Origin of the sequence: Puniceispirillum sp. (SeqCode) (assembly GCF_965657105.1) — a bacterium.
Taxonomy (GTDB): domain Bacteria; phylum Pseudomonadota; class Alphaproteobacteria; order Puniceispirillales; family Puniceispirillaceae; genus Puniceispirillum.
Map to the genome: position 1 here is coordinate 1 of NZ_CBFHNB010000052.1, position 16,315 is coordinate 16,315.

General features: G+C 47.4%; 21 protein-coding genes and 2 tRNA genes. 20 read left to right on the plus strand and 3 right to left on the minus strand.

Features of this window, described 5'->3' with window-relative positions:
• Window positions 1–156 precede the first annotated feature (156 nt).
• The 5 genes from ACTF7Q_RS07935 to ACTF7Q_RS07955 all read left to right on the plus strand — a co-directional run bounded on the left by ACTF7Q_RS07935 (window position 157) and on the right by ACTF7Q_RS07955 (window position 2,815).
• Window positions 157–888 (plus strand): lipo-like protein, encoded by a 732-nt coding sequence (locus tag ACTF7Q_RS07935; protein WP_438997308.1) that lies wholly within the window; start codon window positions 157–159, stop codon window positions 886–888.
• A gap of 9 nt (window positions 889–897) precedes the next feature.
• Window positions 898–1,626 carry a spermidine synthase gene (locus tag ACTF7Q_RS07940; protein ID WP_438997309.1) on the plus strand — a complete coding sequence of 243 codons (729 nt, stop codon included), beginning with the start codon at window positions 898–900 and terminating at the stop codon, window positions 1,624–1,626.
• A gap of 72 nt (window positions 1,627–1,698) precedes the next feature.
• Window positions 1,699–2,139: an NUDIX hydrolase gene (locus tag ACTF7Q_RS07945; protein ID WP_438997310.1), complete on the plus strand. Its 441-nt coding sequence runs from the start codon at window positions 1,699–1,701 to the stop codon at window positions 2,137–2,139.
• A 294-nt stretch (window positions 2,140–2,433) separates the two neighbouring features.
• Window positions 2,434–2,628 (plus strand): hypothetical protein, encoded by a 195-nt coding sequence (locus tag ACTF7Q_RS07950; RefSeq protein ID WP_438997311.1) that lies wholly within the window; start codon window positions 2,434–2,436, stop codon window positions 2,626–2,628.
• A 1-nt stretch (window position 2,629) separates the two neighbouring features.
• Window positions 2,630–2,815 (plus strand): hypothetical protein, encoded by a 186-nt coding sequence (locus tag ACTF7Q_RS07955; protein ID WP_438997312.1) that lies wholly within the window; start codon window positions 2,630–2,632, stop codon window positions 2,813–2,815.
• A 140-nt stretch (window positions 2,816–2,955) separates the two neighbouring features.
• On the opposite strand, the gene ACTF7Q_RS07960 is transcribed toward ACTF7Q_RS07955, so the two are convergent.
• Window positions 2,956–3,414, minus strand: a complete 459-nt coding sequence (locus ACTF7Q_RS07960) for an iron-sulfur cluster assembly scaffold protein (RefSeq protein WP_438997313.1) — start codon at window positions 3,412–3,414, stop codon at window positions 2,956–2,958.
• Between the two features lie 390 nt (window positions 3,415–3,804).
• On the opposite strand from ACTF7Q_RS07960, the gene ACTF7Q_RS07965 reads away from it, so the two are divergent.
• The 15 genes from ACTF7Q_RS07965 to ACTF7Q_RS08035 all read left to right on the plus strand — a co-directional run bounded on the left by ACTF7Q_RS07965 (window position 3,805) and on the right by ACTF7Q_RS08035 (window position 13,670).
• On the plus strand, window positions 3,805–4,305 hold the full coding sequence (locus ACTF7Q_RS07965) for a Na+/H+ antiporter subunit E (RefSeq protein WP_438997314.1): 501 nt from the start codon (window positions 3,805–3,807) through the stop codon (window positions 4,303–4,305).
• Window positions 4,302–4,583, plus strand: coding sequence for a monovalent cation/H+ antiporter complex subunit F (locus ACTF7Q_RS07970; protein WP_438997315.1), 282 nt, complete (start codon window positions 4,302–4,304; stop codon window positions 4,581–4,583). Before ACTF7Q_RS07965 ends, ACTF7Q_RS07970 begins: the two co-directional genes overlap by 4 nt.
• Window positions 4,584–4,588: 5 nt before the next feature.
• On the plus strand, window positions 4,589–5,065 hold the full coding sequence (gene mnhG, locus ACTF7Q_RS07975) for a monovalent cation/H(+) antiporter subunit G (protein WP_438997328.1): 477 nt from the start codon (window positions 4,589–4,591) through the stop codon (window positions 5,063–5,065).
• The gene (locus tag ACTF7Q_RS07980; RefSeq protein WP_438997316.1) at window positions 5,062–5,625 is read left to right on the plus strand and encodes a DUF4040 domain-containing protein; all 564 of its coding nucleotides are present in this window, start codon (window positions 5,062–5,064) and stop codon (window positions 5,623–5,625) included. Before mnhG ends, ACTF7Q_RS07980 begins: the two co-directional genes overlap by 4 nt.
• Window positions 5,626–5,627: 2 nt before the next feature.
• Window positions 5,628–6,053, plus strand: coding sequence for a Na(+)/H(+) antiporter subunit B (locus ACTF7Q_RS07985; protein WP_438997317.1), 426 nt, complete (start codon window positions 5,628–5,630; stop codon window positions 6,051–6,053).
• A complete protein-coding gene (locus tag ACTF7Q_RS07990) occupies window positions 6,050–6,475 on the plus strand; it encodes a cation:proton antiporter subunit C (protein ID WP_438997318.1) in 426 nt (141 codons plus the stop codon). The genes ACTF7Q_RS07985 and ACTF7Q_RS07990 overlap by 4 nt, the downstream gene beginning before the upstream one ends.
• Window positions 6,465–7,964, plus strand: a complete 1,500-nt coding sequence (locus tag ACTF7Q_RS07995; RefSeq protein WP_438997319.1) for a monovalent cation/H+ antiporter subunit D family protein — start codon at window positions 6,465–6,467, stop codon at window positions 7,962–7,964. Before ACTF7Q_RS07990 ends, ACTF7Q_RS07995 begins: the two co-directional genes overlap by 11 nt.
• A complete protein-coding gene (locus ACTF7Q_RS08000) occupies window positions 7,961–9,418 on the plus strand; it encodes a proton-conducting transporter transmembrane domain-containing protein (RefSeq protein WP_438997320.1) in 1,458 nt (485 codons plus the stop codon). The genes ACTF7Q_RS07995 and ACTF7Q_RS08000 overlap by 4 nt, the downstream gene beginning before the upstream one ends.
• Window positions 9,415–9,699: a hypothetical protein gene (locus tag ACTF7Q_RS08005; protein ID WP_438997321.1), complete on the plus strand. Its 285-nt coding sequence runs from the start codon at window positions 9,415–9,417 to the stop codon at window positions 9,697–9,699. The genes ACTF7Q_RS08000 and ACTF7Q_RS08005 overlap by 4 nt, the downstream gene beginning before the upstream one ends.
• The gene (locus ACTF7Q_RS08010; protein ID WP_438997322.1) at window positions 9,689–11,380 is read left to right on the plus strand and encodes a Na(+)/H(+) antiporter subunit D; all 1,692 of its coding nucleotides are present in this window, start codon (window positions 9,689–9,691) and stop codon (window positions 11,378–11,380) included. Before ACTF7Q_RS08005 ends, ACTF7Q_RS08010 begins: the two co-directional genes overlap by 11 nt.
• Complete coding sequence (locus tag ACTF7Q_RS08015; RefSeq protein WP_438997323.1) at window positions 11,364–11,822, plus strand: DUF192 domain-containing protein; 459 nt, start codon at window positions 11,364–11,366, stop codon at window positions 11,820–11,822. The genes ACTF7Q_RS08010 and ACTF7Q_RS08015 overlap by 17 nt, the downstream gene beginning before the upstream one ends.
• A gap of 82 nt (window positions 11,823–11,904) precedes the next feature.
• A tRNA-Pro gene (locus tag ACTF7Q_RS08020) sits at window positions 11,905–11,981 on the plus strand.
• An 88-nt stretch (window positions 11,982–12,069) separates the two neighbouring features.
• On the plus strand, window positions 12,070–12,387 hold the full coding sequence (locus tag ACTF7Q_RS08025; RefSeq protein ID WP_438997324.1) for an ETC complex I subunit: 318 nt from the start codon (window positions 12,070–12,072) through the stop codon (window positions 12,385–12,387).
• A gap of 228 nt (window positions 12,388–12,615) precedes the next feature.
• A tRNA-Arg gene (locus ACTF7Q_RS08030) sits at window positions 12,616–12,692 on the plus strand.
• 63 nt (window positions 12,693–12,755) lie between these two features.
• Window positions 12,756–13,670 (plus strand): histone deacetylase family protein, encoded by a 915-nt coding sequence (locus ACTF7Q_RS08035; RefSeq protein WP_438997325.1) that lies wholly within the window; start codon window positions 12,756–12,758, stop codon window positions 13,668–13,670.
• A 9-nt stretch (window positions 13,671–13,679) separates the two neighbouring features.
• On the opposite strand, the gene ACTF7Q_RS08040 is transcribed toward ACTF7Q_RS08035, so the two are convergent.
• Together ACTF7Q_RS08040 and ACTF7Q_RS08045 are read right to left on the minus strand one after the other, a co-directional pair.
• Window positions 13,680–15,080 carry a Glu/Leu/Phe/Val family dehydrogenase gene (locus ACTF7Q_RS08040; RefSeq protein WP_438997326.1) on the minus strand — a complete coding sequence of 467 codons (1,401 nt, stop codon included), beginning with the start codon at window positions 15,078–15,080 and terminating at the stop codon, window positions 13,680–13,682.
• A 172-nt stretch (window positions 15,081–15,252) separates the two neighbouring features.
• On the minus strand, window positions 15,253–16,315 hold a 1,063-nt coding region (locus ACTF7Q_RS08045; protein WP_438997327.1), incomplete at its 5' end, for a BCCT family transporter.

The following is a 16,315-nucleotide window of genomic DNA, read 5'->3' on the forward strand; positions in this document are numbered from 1 at the left end:
AGCCGGTATTGTCCGAAGCCATGTTCCGCCCCGATAGCGGATTACGCCCCCGCTTTGCAATTTCGCATAGTTTTTTCAAAAAATTCAAGCGCGGCAAAAAGGGTAAACGGATAAAATAGAACTGGTGATGTGTCAGATAGAGTTTGGTTTTAGCATATGCAATCCATATTACGCTATTTTGGAAACATGCTTGCGCGGCACCTAAGCAAACCAAAACCGGGATATGAACGGTTTTCGGTTTTGTCTCAGGCGCAGTTAATGGCGACATTGCAACCTTGTGACCTGTTGCTTGTCGAAGGCAATAGCCAGATAAGTACCGCGATCAAATATCTAACGCAGTCAACCTGGTCGCATGTTTGTCTGTTTGTTGGTGAAAAACATGGTCAGGATCCATTGCTTGAAGCTGATCTGGTGAATGGTGTATGCCGTGTGCCTTTGTCGAAATATGATGGGTATAATGTTCGTATCTGTCGTCCGGTAAATATAACGGATGCGGATAAGCGCGCCTTGATCAAATTCGCCATCGAACGTATCGGGCATAAATATGATAGTAAGAATATTTTTGATCTGATGCGCTATCTGATTGCCACGCCTCCTGTGCCATCGCGTTACCGGCGTTCATTGATCGCTTTCGGCAGTGGCGATCCGACAAAAGCCATTTGTTCGACGCTGGTTGCACAATCGTTTCAAGCGATAAAATATCCCATTCTGCCGCGCGCTGTTGAGACGCAGAAGCAAAGCCACTTTTCTATAGATCAACATGTTATGCAAAAAAGACATTATAGCCATTTTACGCCGCGTGACTTTGACTTGTCCCCATATTTTCAGATTGTCAAACCGACGATAAGTCATAAGTTCAACTATAAAGATATCAAGTGGGATGAGTAGGTCTTAGATTTGTCAGCATTATTTGAAGAACTCGATTATCAGATGACGCCGCTGGGCGCGCTATCGCTTCGCCGTCGCCGACAGCTAAAGCTCGATAAAGATGTTGTCGAAGTCATTCTGAATGACGAACATCTTATGTCGGATATGTTCACGGCATCAGAGGTTGCCCTTGCTGAACGCCCTTTATCGCGCATGACGCATACCGCGCCTGATATTCTGATTGGGGGGCTGGGGCTTGGCTATACGGCGCAGGCAGCACTGGCTTTCGATCATGTAACGTCAGTCACGGTTATCGAATATCTGGCGCCAGTCATCGCTTGGCATCACCACGGCCTGCTTCCTATTGGTACTATGTTGGCTGATGATCCGCGATGTAACATTATCGAAGCTGACTTTTTTGCGTGTGCTGCTGGTGATGAGGGGTTTGACAAAGCGCATCCGCATCGCAAATTTGACGGTATTTTTCTGGATATTGATCATACCCCCGATTTTCACCTGAATCATAGTCATGCTGGCTTTTATACCGAAGCTGGCTTGCGCCAACTGGCCACACATATGAAGGATGATGGTGTTTTTGCCCTATGGTCGAATGATGCTGCGGATGATGCGTTTATTGATCGACTTGCAACTGTCTTTAACCAGGCTTATGCGGAAGATGTGGTGTTTTTTAACCCGTTGATGGAAACGGAATGTTGCCAGACAGTTTATATTGCCGAAAATAAAGCCGATCTATGCTAAATCTTTTTTAGTCTGGATTTAGACTGTTTATTCCTGTTACTGATAAAAAAATCACATTAGAGACGAAGTTCAATGAGTCATAAAATAGGCGTTATACCCTTTGATATAAGCGGTGACCGGATGGCGGTGATGTTTGTAACATCGCAGAACCGTGGTAGCTGGATTCTGCCCAAAGGTGATTTGAAAGCTAATGAAACGCATAAGCAGGGATGCAAGCGCGAAGCCTTTGAAGAAGCTGGGGTACGGGGTACGTTACTAACGGATTTTCCCATGACTGTGGTGATCGGAAAAAGTAACGGAATTGACGTTAAAAATGTTCTGGTCACCTATTACCCGCTTTTGGTCACCAAACAGGTCAATAAATGGCCAGAGGACCATAAACGTGAACGGCATTGGTCACCTCTGAACAAGGCGCATAAAGTCACTGAACGCGATGATTATCTGCAACTGATCAAACAGTTTGATGCTATTGCACCGTGGATATTAGAAATCGCAAAACATAAAAAAGCGTAGATGCAAGCTTAGCTGCCGCAGGCACCGTGATCGCCGATGCCAGCGCAACACAATAAACACGGGGCGCATTCAACCGGGTGATCTTTTCACCGACCGTATTAATAGGTGTTGACTTTCCACTTGATCGTTAGTTTGGCACCTTTCATGATGGTTCACAAGAAGTTATTAGTCGATTGAAAAATATGCTAAAAAAATAATTTTATAAAATATTAAACTAGATATTTTGCGCTCTTGTTTGCAATTAATAACGCTTTTATTCTAGCCCTATAGATAATCATATGGCGAGGTTTAGGGATGAAATGGCTTTTAGTGGCGGTGCTAACACAGGGCATTGTGCCAACTGATATTACCTACCGAACTGTTGATGATTGTTATAAACAAGCTGCCGCGGCCGCATTGATGGCGCGGACAGCCAAAGCCGATATCGTTGAGGCGAAAGCACAGGATATCGAGCTCAATAAATATGCCTGTGTGTTGATGGAAGATTAAGATGGAGTGGGTAGCGGTAGCCATCATGACATCGGGGGTGATAACAACCGATCTTAAATTTGACTCGGTTGACGATTGCATGACCGAAACGGGCAAAATAGTGGCAAATGCCTATAGAGCGGCGGCATGGGAGCAGGGGCCTGATCTTGTTTTACCGCAATATGCTTGTCTGCTTTTAGATGATTAGGGCAAACGCGGCGTTTTGTCCCTTGCCAAGAGACAAGTGGTCATCGTAGAAACAGGCCTAACTTTGTTGTGGAGATAATTATGAACGCAAATATTGGCTTGATCCTTGTTATCGGTTTCCCGCTTACTTTATTCGTGGCCTTATGGGCTTTTGACAAAGTTTCTGTCCGCCCTGAATAGGCCAACGGCCTCGTCAAAGGCGTCAAAAGCAAGCAAGACACATTTGTGTCTGTTGCTTATGGGTTTAACTGGAGCGAACACCAGTATTTCAGTGTCTGTTTCGTTGCCTGACTGTTTTTCTTTTTCATTACCGGCATCCAGAAACACGCGCAGGCTTGTTCCTAGAGCGGTGGTTTTGTCGAGATGTTCATGCCGCGCAGATGCAAGCAAAAGGCCAGCCCCTGCCTCGCAAAGAGCGCATCCTTTGACATCAACATTTATATCGGAAATGCGATCGGCCTTGATGGCAATCGATACAGTTACCCGGTCACCGCAAACAGGATTGTTACAGCTCGCAGTGTAGGCAGGCGTAAAATCTAAGGTGCTGGCGCGGGCGCTTTGCGCTAGTGACAGAATCTGCTTTTGGTATAAAGCGTCCACTAACGCTCCCATTAATAATAATACAGTGAAACGTTACCTTGACGGCTAAAGAATTAGCCAGCGTTTATAAGCATAGCAGCCACAGCAACGGCAGCGCAAAGAAAGGTTACTATCACCATCCAATGCATTTTCTCATATACATTTTCCTCCGGCACATGATCCGGACGTGATTTCGTATTTGATGAAGTTTTGGTGGCCATTTTCAATTCCTTTGAAAGGCATAATGTCTAAACACTCAATATTTTTAAATTATCGTGAAGCTGGTTAATTTGCAAGGTCGATAGGAATGAAAAAAATAACATTTTTTCAAATCAAACTAACTTAGCAAGCATTGATACTCTCACAAATATCTCTATTATAAAATATCATTCTCAGAGGTATGCCTTGTCTATGATGCGTGTTGTTCTTTTATTCGTGATCCTGTTTTCCGGATGGCTATTGATGTCGGGGCATTACACGCCCCTTATCACATCATTAGGCATATTGAGTTGTGCGCTATGTGCATGGTTATCCTGGCGCATTGGTGCTAGTGATCTTGAAGGATTGCCGACACATTTATTTGCCAGATTACCAGCTTATCTGTTGTGGCTTTTGCGTGAAATCATCATGTCGAATATTGCTACATCCAAAATTATTCTGTTTGGTGGCGCCAAGCCCGAAATATTCGAGGTTCCCGTCACCCAACGAACGGCGGCAGGCATGGCCACCTATGCCAATTCGATTACATTGACGCCTGGCACGGTGACTGTTGATATCAACGAAAGCGTATCATCAACTTTTATTGTGCATGCGCTTCATTCGGATTTTGGTGATGATGTGCGAAGCGGCGATATGGACCGCCGTGTTTCGGCTCTAGAAGATATAGCAGATGCGGAGCTGTCCACGTCATGATGATGATAGCTGCGTTGGTTGCATGTGCCGTCTCTATCGTATTGGCCTTGATCCGAACTGGTTTGGGGCCAACGGCTTTTGATCGCATTTTGGCTGTTAATGCCATTGGCACTGTTATTATTCTGGCTATTGCATTGCATGGCTTTGTGATGGGTCGCCCAGAATTTATCGATATATCTATTCTTTATGCAGTGATTAATTTCATCGGCACCTTTGCGGTTTTGAAACTTTTCAGTACAGGTAGCCTTGGTGATGCAAAGCGTGGAGACAATAAGTGATCGAAATGCTTGTTTCCATATTGTCGTCACTCTGTTTGTTTATCGGTATTGTTGCTTTACTGATAGGCAGTCTTGGTCTGTTGCGCCTTCCTGACGTTTATAGCCGCATGCATGCCTTTGGTATGATGGATACGGCGGGTGTTGGCTTTCTAATTCTTGGGATGATGCTGCATGCCGGTTTTACATTGATAACGGTCAAACTCGCCTTTATCGGCATTTTTCTGTTTTTCACAAGTCCGATTGCTGGACATGCTGTTGCGCAAGCCGCTTATAAGGATGGTGTGAAGCCCTTAGGGACAAGTAAACTTTCTGCCAAGTCACCGCCTTCCAAGCAAGTAGTTACAAAGAGTGCGGCTAACAAGAGTGCGGCTAACAAGAGTGCGGCTAACAAGAGCGCGGTTAACAAGAGTGCGGCTAAAAAGGGTGTGACCAAAAAGAGCGTGGCCAAAAAGAGCGTCAGTAAAAAGGGCGTGGCGACATGACAGGTCTTATTATCAATATATTCCTGATGTGCATTTTGCTGGTGATTGCTGTCATGGTGGTGCGAACAGGTCGGCTTTTCGCTGTGATTGTTATGTCGGGTGCCTATTCGCTGATTTCGGCGGCGTTTTTTGTCAATCTTGATGCTGTTGATGTGGCCTTTACCGAAGCGGCTGTCGGGGCTGGTGTGTCATCGGTCTTGTTTCTTGCCGCGATGGCTTATCTTCCAGCCGAAGAAAAACCAGCGACGCATAACAATCTAGCCGCCTTTATGATTTGTGGCATTGCTGGCCTGCTTTTGGTCGCGGCGACAGCACATTTGCCCGCCATAGGTGACCCAACGGCACCAGCCCATACCCATGTTGCTCCACGTTATCTGGCTGAAAGTGGCGATGTTCTGCATATTCCGAATGTCGTAACCACCGTGCTGGCCAGCTATCGCGGCTTTGATACGCTGGGGGAAACCATCGTTGTTTTCACCGCAGGTCTGGGTGTTTTGTTGCTGTTGAGTGGGTTTACGCGCACACGCAAGCATAAGTCTCGCACCAAGGATGAGGGCTAGATATGCAGAATAATCCTGTTTTCCGCCTGGCCGCTAAAATTTTATTCGCGCCCATCATCATGTTTGGCTTGTATGTTCAATTCCATGGTGATTACGGCCCAGGTGGTGGATTTCAGGCAGGCGTGATTATTGCGGCAGCGTTCATTTTACATGGGCTTGTTTTTGGTCTTGATGCAGGGCGCAGGCTGGTTTCAACCAAGGTCAATGTCGTTCTGATGTGTTCTGGGGTTCTGCTCTATGGTTCTGTTGGTGTTGTGAGTGTTATGAATGGTGGTTATTTCCTTGATTACACGGCTTTAACCGGTGATGTAGCTAGCGGCCAGCATATCGGCATTCTGCTGGTTGAACTGGGAGTTGGGCTGACAGTTACCAGTGTCATGCTGGCTTTGTTTCATGCGTTTGCAGGTTTTGTTGAGGATAAGTCATGACGATGCAAGCTGTCGCAGATCTGTGGAACTATTACATTGTCATTTTTCTGATGATGGCTGGTCTGTTTATGGTGATATCGAGACAGAATCTGGTCAAAAAGCTGGTTGGCCTGTCCATTTTCCAGACATCCGTATTCTTATTCTATATCACGCTGGGCAAAATGGCTGGCGGCACGGCACCTATTTTGGTTGATGATCCGTCTGTGGTGTATTCTAACCCGCTTCCACATGTGCTGATCCTGACGGCAATTGTTGTGGGTGTTTCGACAACGGCATTGGGGCTGGCGCTGGTTCTACGTATCAACGAAGCTTTTGGATCGATCGAAGAAGATGAGCTGCTAGTGGCTAAGGTAGAAGCGGCGCTTGCGCGCCCAAACAGACGGCGACAAGCGGTCAAGGATGGTCATCATCATGACAGCTAGCGCGCTGATACAGAATTTGCCTGCCTTGCTGGTGGCCATACCGCTATTGCTGGCGGCAGTCGTTACGTTGGTGCCACTACCAGCGTTTGCGTGGGTTATCAGCCTTGCTGCTGTTGGTGCCAGTTTTGTTATTGCCCTGTTACTGCATAGCGTCACCATGACCGGCGTTGAAATATCCTATTATCTAGGTAATTGGGAACCGCCATGGGGCATCGAATTTGTCGTTGATTCGGCGACCAGCATGACCTTGGTGATTATGATGGGGTTGGCCTTTATCGCGACATTGGCCGCACGGCATCTGATTGCGGCTGAAGTTGCGTTAGCTGATTGTGGTAAAACCTATGCCGCCTGGTTGCTTGTTTGTGGCGGCTTATCTGGCCTGGTGATGACGGCTGATGCCTTCAACCTATTTGTATTTCTGGAAATATCGGCTTTGTCTTCGGTGATCCTGATTGCTATGGGCGCAGGCACCGACCGGCGCAGCCTGATTGCGGCGTTTAATTATCTGATTATCGGTGCGGTTGGTGCCACTTTCTATGTCATCGGTATTGGTTTTGTATATGCGGTTACTGGCACATTGAACATGGCCGATCTGGCGCTGCGGTTACCTGAAATAGAGCATAGTATTGTTATTTTTGTCGGGTTTGGCTTTATGATTGCGGGTATTCTGGTCAAAGCGGCTGTATTTCCGGTGCATGTCTGGTTGCCTGCCGCCTATAGCTATGCTCCGTCGGCAGTGTCTATCTTGTTGGCGGCGATTGCGACCAAAGCATCGATTTATGTGCTTGCCCGTCTGATATTCACTGTCTTTGGTGGTTTCCCTGAGATGATAGGGTCTGCCCTGACGATGGTGATTATCCCCTTGTCGGTGATGGGGATTTTTGTCGGCACGATCATGGCGATATATGAGTCCGATATTAAAAAATTGCTAGCCCACTCATCGATTGCCCAGATTGGCTATATCACTCTTGGTTTCGGCCTTGCGTCAAAATCAGGCGTTGCCGCCGGTTTTATCCATATTGGTAATCATGCCCTTATTAAGGGGGGCTTGTTTATGGCGGTTGCTGGCTTTTTCACTGCGATGCGCAATCGTGTTGATCTGAATAGCTTAATAGGCATGGGACATCGCATGCCGATTACAGCCACCGCGTTTGTTATTTGTGGCCTGTCATTGATTGGGTTGCCTTTGACCGCTGGATTTATCTCAAAATTATATCTGGTGAGGGCGATGCTTGAAACGGATAGTTACCTGCTTGTCGGCATCGTGCTGGCCAGTAGTGCGCTATCTTTGATCTATATATGGAAGATTATCGAAGTAATGTGGATGCAACCAGCCGCCCATGATGCGCCGAAACTTAGTGAAAATCCGGCGGTTTATATGCCGCTATGGATGCTGGCCGGGTTGAATTTATGGTTTGGTATTGATGCCAGCTGGATGGTGGCAAGCGCAGAACTTGCCGCCAAGGCGTTGATCGGAGCCGGGCTATGATGATGTCAGCAGATACAGCCATTATCCTTGGTCTTATGACGCCTTTGGTTGTTGCGCTATTGACGCCGTTTCTGGCGGTACGTGCCACATGGCGGGATGCGGCAGGCCCGATAGGCGCCGTTGTTACGCTGTTTGCCGCGATTCATGTGGCCATTGATGTGCTGGCTGGCAATGTGCCAACGCTGGTTGTCGCCAATTTTGCCGATGGTATTTCGCTGACATTTGCCGTGACCCCGTTGGGTGCTATTTTTGGTCTTGTCGCCTCAGGTTTGTGGATTCTGGCGGCGATATTTTCAGTTGGCTATATGCGCGGCAATCATGAAAAACAGCAAACGCGTTTTGCCGCCTTTTATGCTGTGGCCGTACATGCCGCCTTGGCTATTGCTTGGTCGGGCAATTTGCTGGTGCTGTTTATTTTCTATGAAATACTGACCTTTTCAACCTATCCACTGGTGACACATAAGGAATCCAAGGTCGCGCGGAATGCTGGCCGTTTATATATGGGGATTTTGGTTGGCACCTCTGTGGTGCTGTTATTGCCTGCGGTTATCTGGGTGTGGTTGGCGACTGGAACGTTGGATTTCCAGCAAGGTGGCATTTTGGAAGGCTATATCAGCCCGCAAGCAGCGCCGTTTCTGCTGGCGTTATTTGCCTTTGGGATTGGTAAAGCCGCTTTGATGCCATTTCATCGCTGGCTCCCTGCCGCTATGGTGGCACCGACGCCCGTTTCAGCCTTGCTACATGCGGTGGCGGTGGTCAAGGCTGGTGTGTTCACCATGTTGACGGTGGTTGTGTATATTTTTGGAACAGATTTTCTATCTGCAAGTGGTGCATCACAATGGCTTGTATGGCTTGCGTCATTCACCATTCTAGCGTCAAGTTTTGTGGCCATCACCAAGGATGATATTAAGGCGCGTCTTGCCTATTCTACGATCAGCCAGCTTTCTTATATTGTGTTAGGGGCAGCATTAGCATCAGCCATTGCGGTGCAGGGCGCGGCTTTGCATATCGTCATGCACGCTGCTGGTAAAATCACGCTGTTCTTTTGTGCGGGGGCTATTTATGTATGCGCCCATGTTACCAAAATTTCGGATCTTGACGGGCAGGGGCCCGAATTGAAATGGGTGTTTGGGGCTTTCTTCCTTGGGGCATTATCGATTATCGGCATCCCGCCATTGGGGGGAAGCTGGTCGAAATTCTATCTGATGGTTGGGGCGGTTGATAGTGGCATGTTGTTCGTTCTGGGCGTGCTAGGCTTGTCGTCGCTTTTGAATATTTATTATCTGCTTGAACCTGTTTCGCGTGGCTTTTTCAGACCCAAGGTCAAAGAGCTTAAAATCACCTTGCATCCTCTGGTGATTATCCCGCCAGTTGTGACGGCGGCTTTATCCTTGTTATTGTTTTTCTTTGTTGATCCTTTTGCAAATCTTGCATCCATGATGGTGTCACCATGAGTAAATCACCCTCAAAAACCCAGATTGACTTGGCACGGTTAGGCAGTCGGTTCACCCGCTTTTTGCTGGTTATTGCTGTTATTCTTATGGTGTTGGAATTTATTGTGCATCGTCATGGTGAAACGCATATTGAAGACAGTTTCATGTTTCCAGCCATTTATGGTTTCATAGCTTTTATCTTTATCGTCGAAGTGGGTAAGGTTCTGCGCCGCCTGATTATGCGCGACGAAAATTACTATGACGATCAGGAAGATGCCAAGGAGGACAGCCATGTTCGCTAGTCTGCCTCCTGGCATTATCATGTTGCTTGGTGCCTGTGCTGTGCCATTCATTCCGCATATATCGCGCCAGATATGGATGCTGGTGATGATTGGTCTGTCAGCTTGGGGATTAACTACTGGCGACGGTATCCATGCCATATGGCATGTCATGGGCTATGATCTGGTTCTGTATCGCGCTGATGCGCTGACCATGCCTTTTGCCATTATTTTTCATCTGGCAGCTGCTTTAAACGTTATCTATAGCTGGCATGATAAGAAATGGCAGGAGCATACAGCGTCTTTATCCTATGCCGGGGCGGCAATTGCGGCTGTACATGCAGGTGATTTAATTACGTTGTTCATATGGTGGGAAGCAACAGCCATTACGTCGGTCTTTCTCATTCTAGCGTCACATACCGAACGTGCCCGCAAAGCATCGATGCGCTATTTGGTCTTTCAGGTGACAAGTGGTGTTCTGCTTTTATGCGGGGCGGCTGTTCTGGCCGCTAATGGTCAGTCAATTCTGTTTGAAAAAATGGAACTGGGTAGTCTGGCAAGCTGGTTCATTTTCTTTGCGCTGGGTATCAAAGCTGCCTTTCCGTTTCTTAATGGCTGGCTTCAGGATGCCTATCCCGAAGCCACACCGACAGGCACGGTTGCGCTGTCTGCCTTTACGACTAAACTGGCGATTTATGCTTTGGCGCGGGCGTTTCCGGGCACCGAATATCTTATCTGGATTGGTGCCTCGATGACGGCTTTGCCGGTATTCTTTGCTGTGATTGAAAATGACCTGCGCCGGGTGCTGGCCTTTAGCCTCAATAATCAGCTTGGTTTTATGGTTGTGGCGGTTGGTGTTGGCAGTGAATTGGCAATCAATGGTGCAGTCGCCCATGCGTTTGTGCATATTATCTATAAAGCCTTGCTGTTCATGAGCATGGGCGCGGTTCTGCATCAGGTGGGTACAATCAAGGCTTCGGCGCTTGGTGGTCTTTACCGGCAGATGCCATTTACCATGGTCTGTTGTGTGATAGGTGCGATGTCTATTTCGGCATTTCCGCTGTTTAGTGGATTTGTCGCAAAATCACTCACCATGTCCGCGCTTGGCGATACGGGCATTGTTTGGGCTTATTTTGTGTTGTTGTTCGCCTCGGCAGGTGTGCTGGAACATTCGGGTATCAAGATACCTTATTTTGCTTTCTTTGCGCATGATTCGGGGCTGAAAACCACCGAAGCGCCCCTTAATATGCGCATTGCCATGGGGATTGCTGCGGTTTTATGTGTGGCAATAGGTGTCTATCCTGCCGCCCTTTACAGTATTCTGCCCTATTCGATCGATTATCATCCCTATGATGCAAGTCATGTGACTGGCCAGTTACAGTTATTGATCTTTGCCATGCTGGCGTTTGTGCTGCTGATACGGATGAAGTTGTATCCGCCAGAAATCCCGTCCGTTGTGCTCAATTCGGATTGGTTCTACCGCCGGCTTGCGCCGATGGTGGGCATGCCTATGTTACGAGGCGTTATGACCTTATGGCACTGGCTCATAGGCGTTCTGTCTCATATAAAGACAATGATCTGGGATGCTGTTGACACGGTTATGGATAACCCCATTTCGGGTCCCACCATCCCGGGTAGGGCGGTTTTGGTGCAGGCTATTCTTTTGACAATTATTCTGATATTTGGCTATGCGGTCGCCAGCTAAAATAGTCATTGGGCTTTTACTATCATTAAGCCTTTATGTCTCGGTTCCTGTTTGGGCTGATACAAAGCGGATTGAGCTTGTTGTGGCGGGGTCTAAGGCGCATAAAATAATCCATGTTGAACTGGCTGTGAGTAGGGACGAACGTCAAAAAGGGCTGATGTTTCGGGACAGTTTGGCAGCTGATAGCGGTATGTTGTTTGTTTTTCCATCTGAAAAGATTCTCAGCTTCTGGATGAAGGACACAATTATACCTCTAGATATGCTGTTTTTTGACAAGGATGGTCGCTTTATCAATAAATTTGTCAATGTGCCGCCATTGACACTGACCAACCGTGTGTCATCGAAACCTGCGATTTATGTCCTTGAGGTTGCAGGTAAAACCAGTGAAACATGGGATTTGGGACGTGAAATTCATCTGAAACTACCACTTACAACGCCTTGAAATTCATCAAATTCTAATTAATATCGTTTTTGCAGTGATCTAGGCTTGAAAAAACCTGACAGTAGCGATATTAAAAACGCGTCGGAGTGTAGCGCAGCCTGGTAGCGCATCTGGTTTGGGACCAGAGGGCCGGGAGTTCGAATCTCTCCACTCCGACCAATCCCTTCTGTCAGGCATGATCTGTCTAAGCGTCTGATGGGAACAGGGTTGCGCCCGGAAATATCGCTTTTATCTGGAGATGTTATCTATGCGTGCAATTATCCACAAACCAAGCAAAACAGCTATGCAATCGGGTCGCAATGGTAATGTGAGCCGTGGTAATGTGTGGGTTCTTTCCTTTCCCCGTTCCGAAGCTGCGCGACCAGATTCATTGATGGGCTGGCAATCATCGTCAGATACAGCCCGCCAAGTACGTATGCGCTTTCCCAGTAAAGAGGCGGCCATTGCCTATGCTGAGGCACATGGGATCGATTTTGACGTGCGTGAACCCACATCACGCAAGGTCAAGCCGCGGGCATATGCCGATAATTTTGCCTTTAACCGCAAAGGCGCCTGGACGCATTAGATTGTCCCTAGATGCTAGCCTGTTTCCAAATCACGTTGTATATAAATAACGTTAAGTATAGCATTGTTTTTAAACAAAGTTTTCAGTAATGAACCGTTTTATCATTATCGGTTAATGCGCGAATGCAACCCTTATGATTTGGAAGGCGGCAAATTGCAGATTTATCAGTCATGAGTTCATCATATATACTGGACAAGAGGCGGTAAAGATGGCTATGACAACAACAACGGTTCCGTAGCTCAACTGGATAGAGCAGCTCACTTCTAATGAGCAGGTTGGGGGTTCGAGTCCTCCCGGAATCGCCATTATTTGGGTTAATATGCGCCCATATATGACGCTGTTATTACTTGTGTGCGGTTAGATTATTCATGCTTCATATCGTAACGCATCCCGATTATGATATTCCGCTTGCCGATGGACACCGCTTTCCATCTCGTAAATTTACCCGCCTGATCAGCCATCTTGACGCTGAGGGCATATTGGCTAAATTCACCCAAGCTAACCCCATACCAGCCACGATAGATGCGCTTTCGCGCATTCATGACCCCAATTATGTCGCTTCGATCAAGGATGGCAGCATTACAGCAGAGGCGTTACGTGTACTGGGGTTCGAGTGGAGTGAGGCTTTGGCAAGACGTTCCTTTCTAGCTCCAAATGGCACCTTGATGACAGCGCGTTTGGCGCTTGAGCACGGGCTTGCCTGTCATGCGGCAGGCGGGACGCATCACGCGCATTATGGCCACGGTGCGGGTTTCTGCGTGTTTAATGATATTGCCTTTACCGCGATGAACCTGCTGCGTGAGCCGGGTATAGATCAGGTTTTGATACTCGATTGTGATGTGCATCAAGGGGATGGCACTGCGCGGATGCTGATAGATGAGGATAGAGCTGTTACCGTGTCATTGCATTGCGCTACGAATTATCCTGCGCGCAAGGCGATAAGTGATTTTGATATCGAACTAGATCGCGGCCTTGATAATGATGGCTATCTGGCCATTCTTGCCGATACATTATCAAAACTGGCAGGCATGATGCGGCCAGATATAGTTATTTATGATGCTGGCGTCGATATTCATATCGATGATCGGCTTGGTTATCTCAATGTCACTGATCAAGGTCTGCGGGCGCGCGATGATATGGTTCTGGCACATTTTCTGGCTCGCGATATTCCTGTGGCTACGGTGATAGGCGGCGGATATGACAAGGATGTCAACGCCCTCATTAGACGTCATGCCCAGATTTTCAAAGCCAGTGCCAACGCCTATGCACATTACTGCCACTAGTGAGCCAGGTTAAATACCAAGCGAACTATAGCTAGACGACACCCGCTGAACAGCAATTTTCATGGCGGCTGTTCGTAGGTCAGGTATATCTGCATTCGCATTCCACTCGGCGCTGATATCGATATAGGCCTGTCGCATGGTATCCTCCAAACCTGAACGCACCAGATCAAGCTCGGTGGCACCAGTTATTGCGCGATCGCGTAAATCGGAAGGAAAGGTCTTGCCTGTCATCATTTCAACACCACTGATAATGGCATCAAAATGATTTTCGCTTTGCCGACGTTGCAAGCGGCCAAAACGTATGCGGGTTAGATTTTTGATCCATTCAAAATAGCTCACTGTTACACCGCCAGCATTTGCATAGAGATCAGGGATAACTACAATGCCTCGGTCGCGCAGAATAGCATCACCTTCGGCAGAAATTGGCCCATTCGCGGCTTCGATTATCAGTGGGGTTTTGATGTTAGAGGCATTTTCTTGAGTAATCACAAGTTCCATAGCCGCCGGAATCAGAATATCAGCATCGGCTTCGAGCATCTCGCTGCCGCTTTTGACAAAGCCGTCAAACCCCTCAACAGTCCCATGTTCCACGATATGCGCGCGCAAGGATACGATATCGATACCGTTTTCATTGACGACGGCACCACCACGTTCCAAAACATGGGTAATCAGCGCACCATCTTCTGTGCTGAGAAATAAAGCGGCATGATAGCCAACATTGCCTAGCCCCTGGACAATCACGCGTTTACCTTTGAGATTGCCTGATAGACCGGTTTTGTCGACATCAATTTTGTGACGGAAAAACTCTTGCAAGCCATATTGAACGCCGCGTCCGGTTGCCTCTGTCCGGCCTGCTATGCCGCCTTTGCTAGCCGGTTTGCCGGTAACACATGCCCAAGCATGTAAATCGGTGGGGTTTAGGCGTTTATATTCATCAGCCATCCATGCCATTTCACGTTCGCCTGTGCCAACATCGGGAGCAGGGACATTCTGGGACGGATGAATAAGGTTACGTTTGGCCAATTCCTGGGTGAAACGCCGGGTGATGCGTTCAAGTTCGGTTTCATTCCAGTCGGACGGATTTATAATTAAACCGCCTTTTGATCCGCCAAATGGAATTTCCATCAAGGCACATTTGTAAGTCATCAGTGAAGCCAGTGCCTCGACTTCTTCTAGCGTCACATGCTCGTTATATCGAATGCCGCCTTTTACTGGTTCAAAATGCTCGGAATGCACCGAACGGTATCCCGTAAAAGTGTGAAGCGAACCACGCAAACGGACACCAAAGCGCACAACATAAGTTGAATTATTGACCATTATTTTATGAGCCAGCCCATCATCTAAATCGAGAAAGGATGCTGCCTTCTTAAAATTCTCTTCGATCGATTTTAGAAACACATTTTCGCTCATCATATCCTCCGCTATTAGATGATGGTTTATGATTTGGGTGATGTCGTTTCTTGTCTCCGTCACCAACACATGCACAAAGTGTAAACCTAATTCATCAATACAAAAACGTGAAACTGACCCCAATATCATTCATATCGGGATCAGATTGTTAAAATGTGGTGCCAGCGGGCTATTATTTGGTTTTTGAATTATCACGTATGCCATCTCGGATGAGCGCCTTGAGCAAGGAAATACCCATCAAAGCCATCACAAAGGAAAATGGCAATGCCCCGATAATCATCGCTGTATTGATCGCCGATAGGCCACCAGCCAGAAGCAGAACGCCGATAACCAATGTCAATGCTGCCCCCCAAGTGATGATATGAACATTCCCTTTTTGCGAGGCGTCACCGCCTGCAGCGATTGTGTTAATAATTAAAACCGCCGAGTCAGCCGAGGTCACAAGAAAGGTCAGAAGCAGAATAACGATAATCACTGACATGGCTGTTGCCAAGGCCGGTGACAGCATGATGTTTATCATTTCAAATAATTGCGATGAAATGCCCGCATCCATGATTTGACCACCAGCAACGCCTCTGAGTTCCAGATCAATCGCTGTGCCACCAACAAAGGTAAACCATACAAAACACATGGTGGCAGGAACAATCATTGCACCGAGTACATATTCACGGATGCTTCTGCCTCGTGATATGCGCGCCAAAAACAACCCGACAAAAGGCGCAAAAGCAATCCACCATGCCCAGTAGAAGATTGTCCATCCACCTTGCCAGTCAGCTAGTTTCTGGCTTACCTCGCTACCGTCACTGCTCCAGACTTCGAGCGACATACGCGGAAAAGCAATCAGATAGTCATACAGGCCTAGAAAAAAGGATTTGAACACAAACAGCGTCGAGCCGAATAATATGAAGAATGTCAAAATGAACAAAGACAGCCCCATATTAATGTTGGATAACCACTTAATACCTCGGCCAACGCCCGACATTGCAGATATAGTCGATGCGCCCATGACAATAAGCAGTGATAAAATCATGGCGGTTTTGGTTGGCAAACCTTCAGCATCCATCATCCAACTTGCACCGGTAATATTGAACATGCCAGATGAGAATTGCGACACGCCATAGCCGATTGTGACAGATACCCCTAATATTGTTGCGATAACCGAAACGATATCTACAGCATGGCCAAGCGGACCAGAGAGGTGTTTGCCTAGCAAAGGCGTCAATCCGGAACGTATG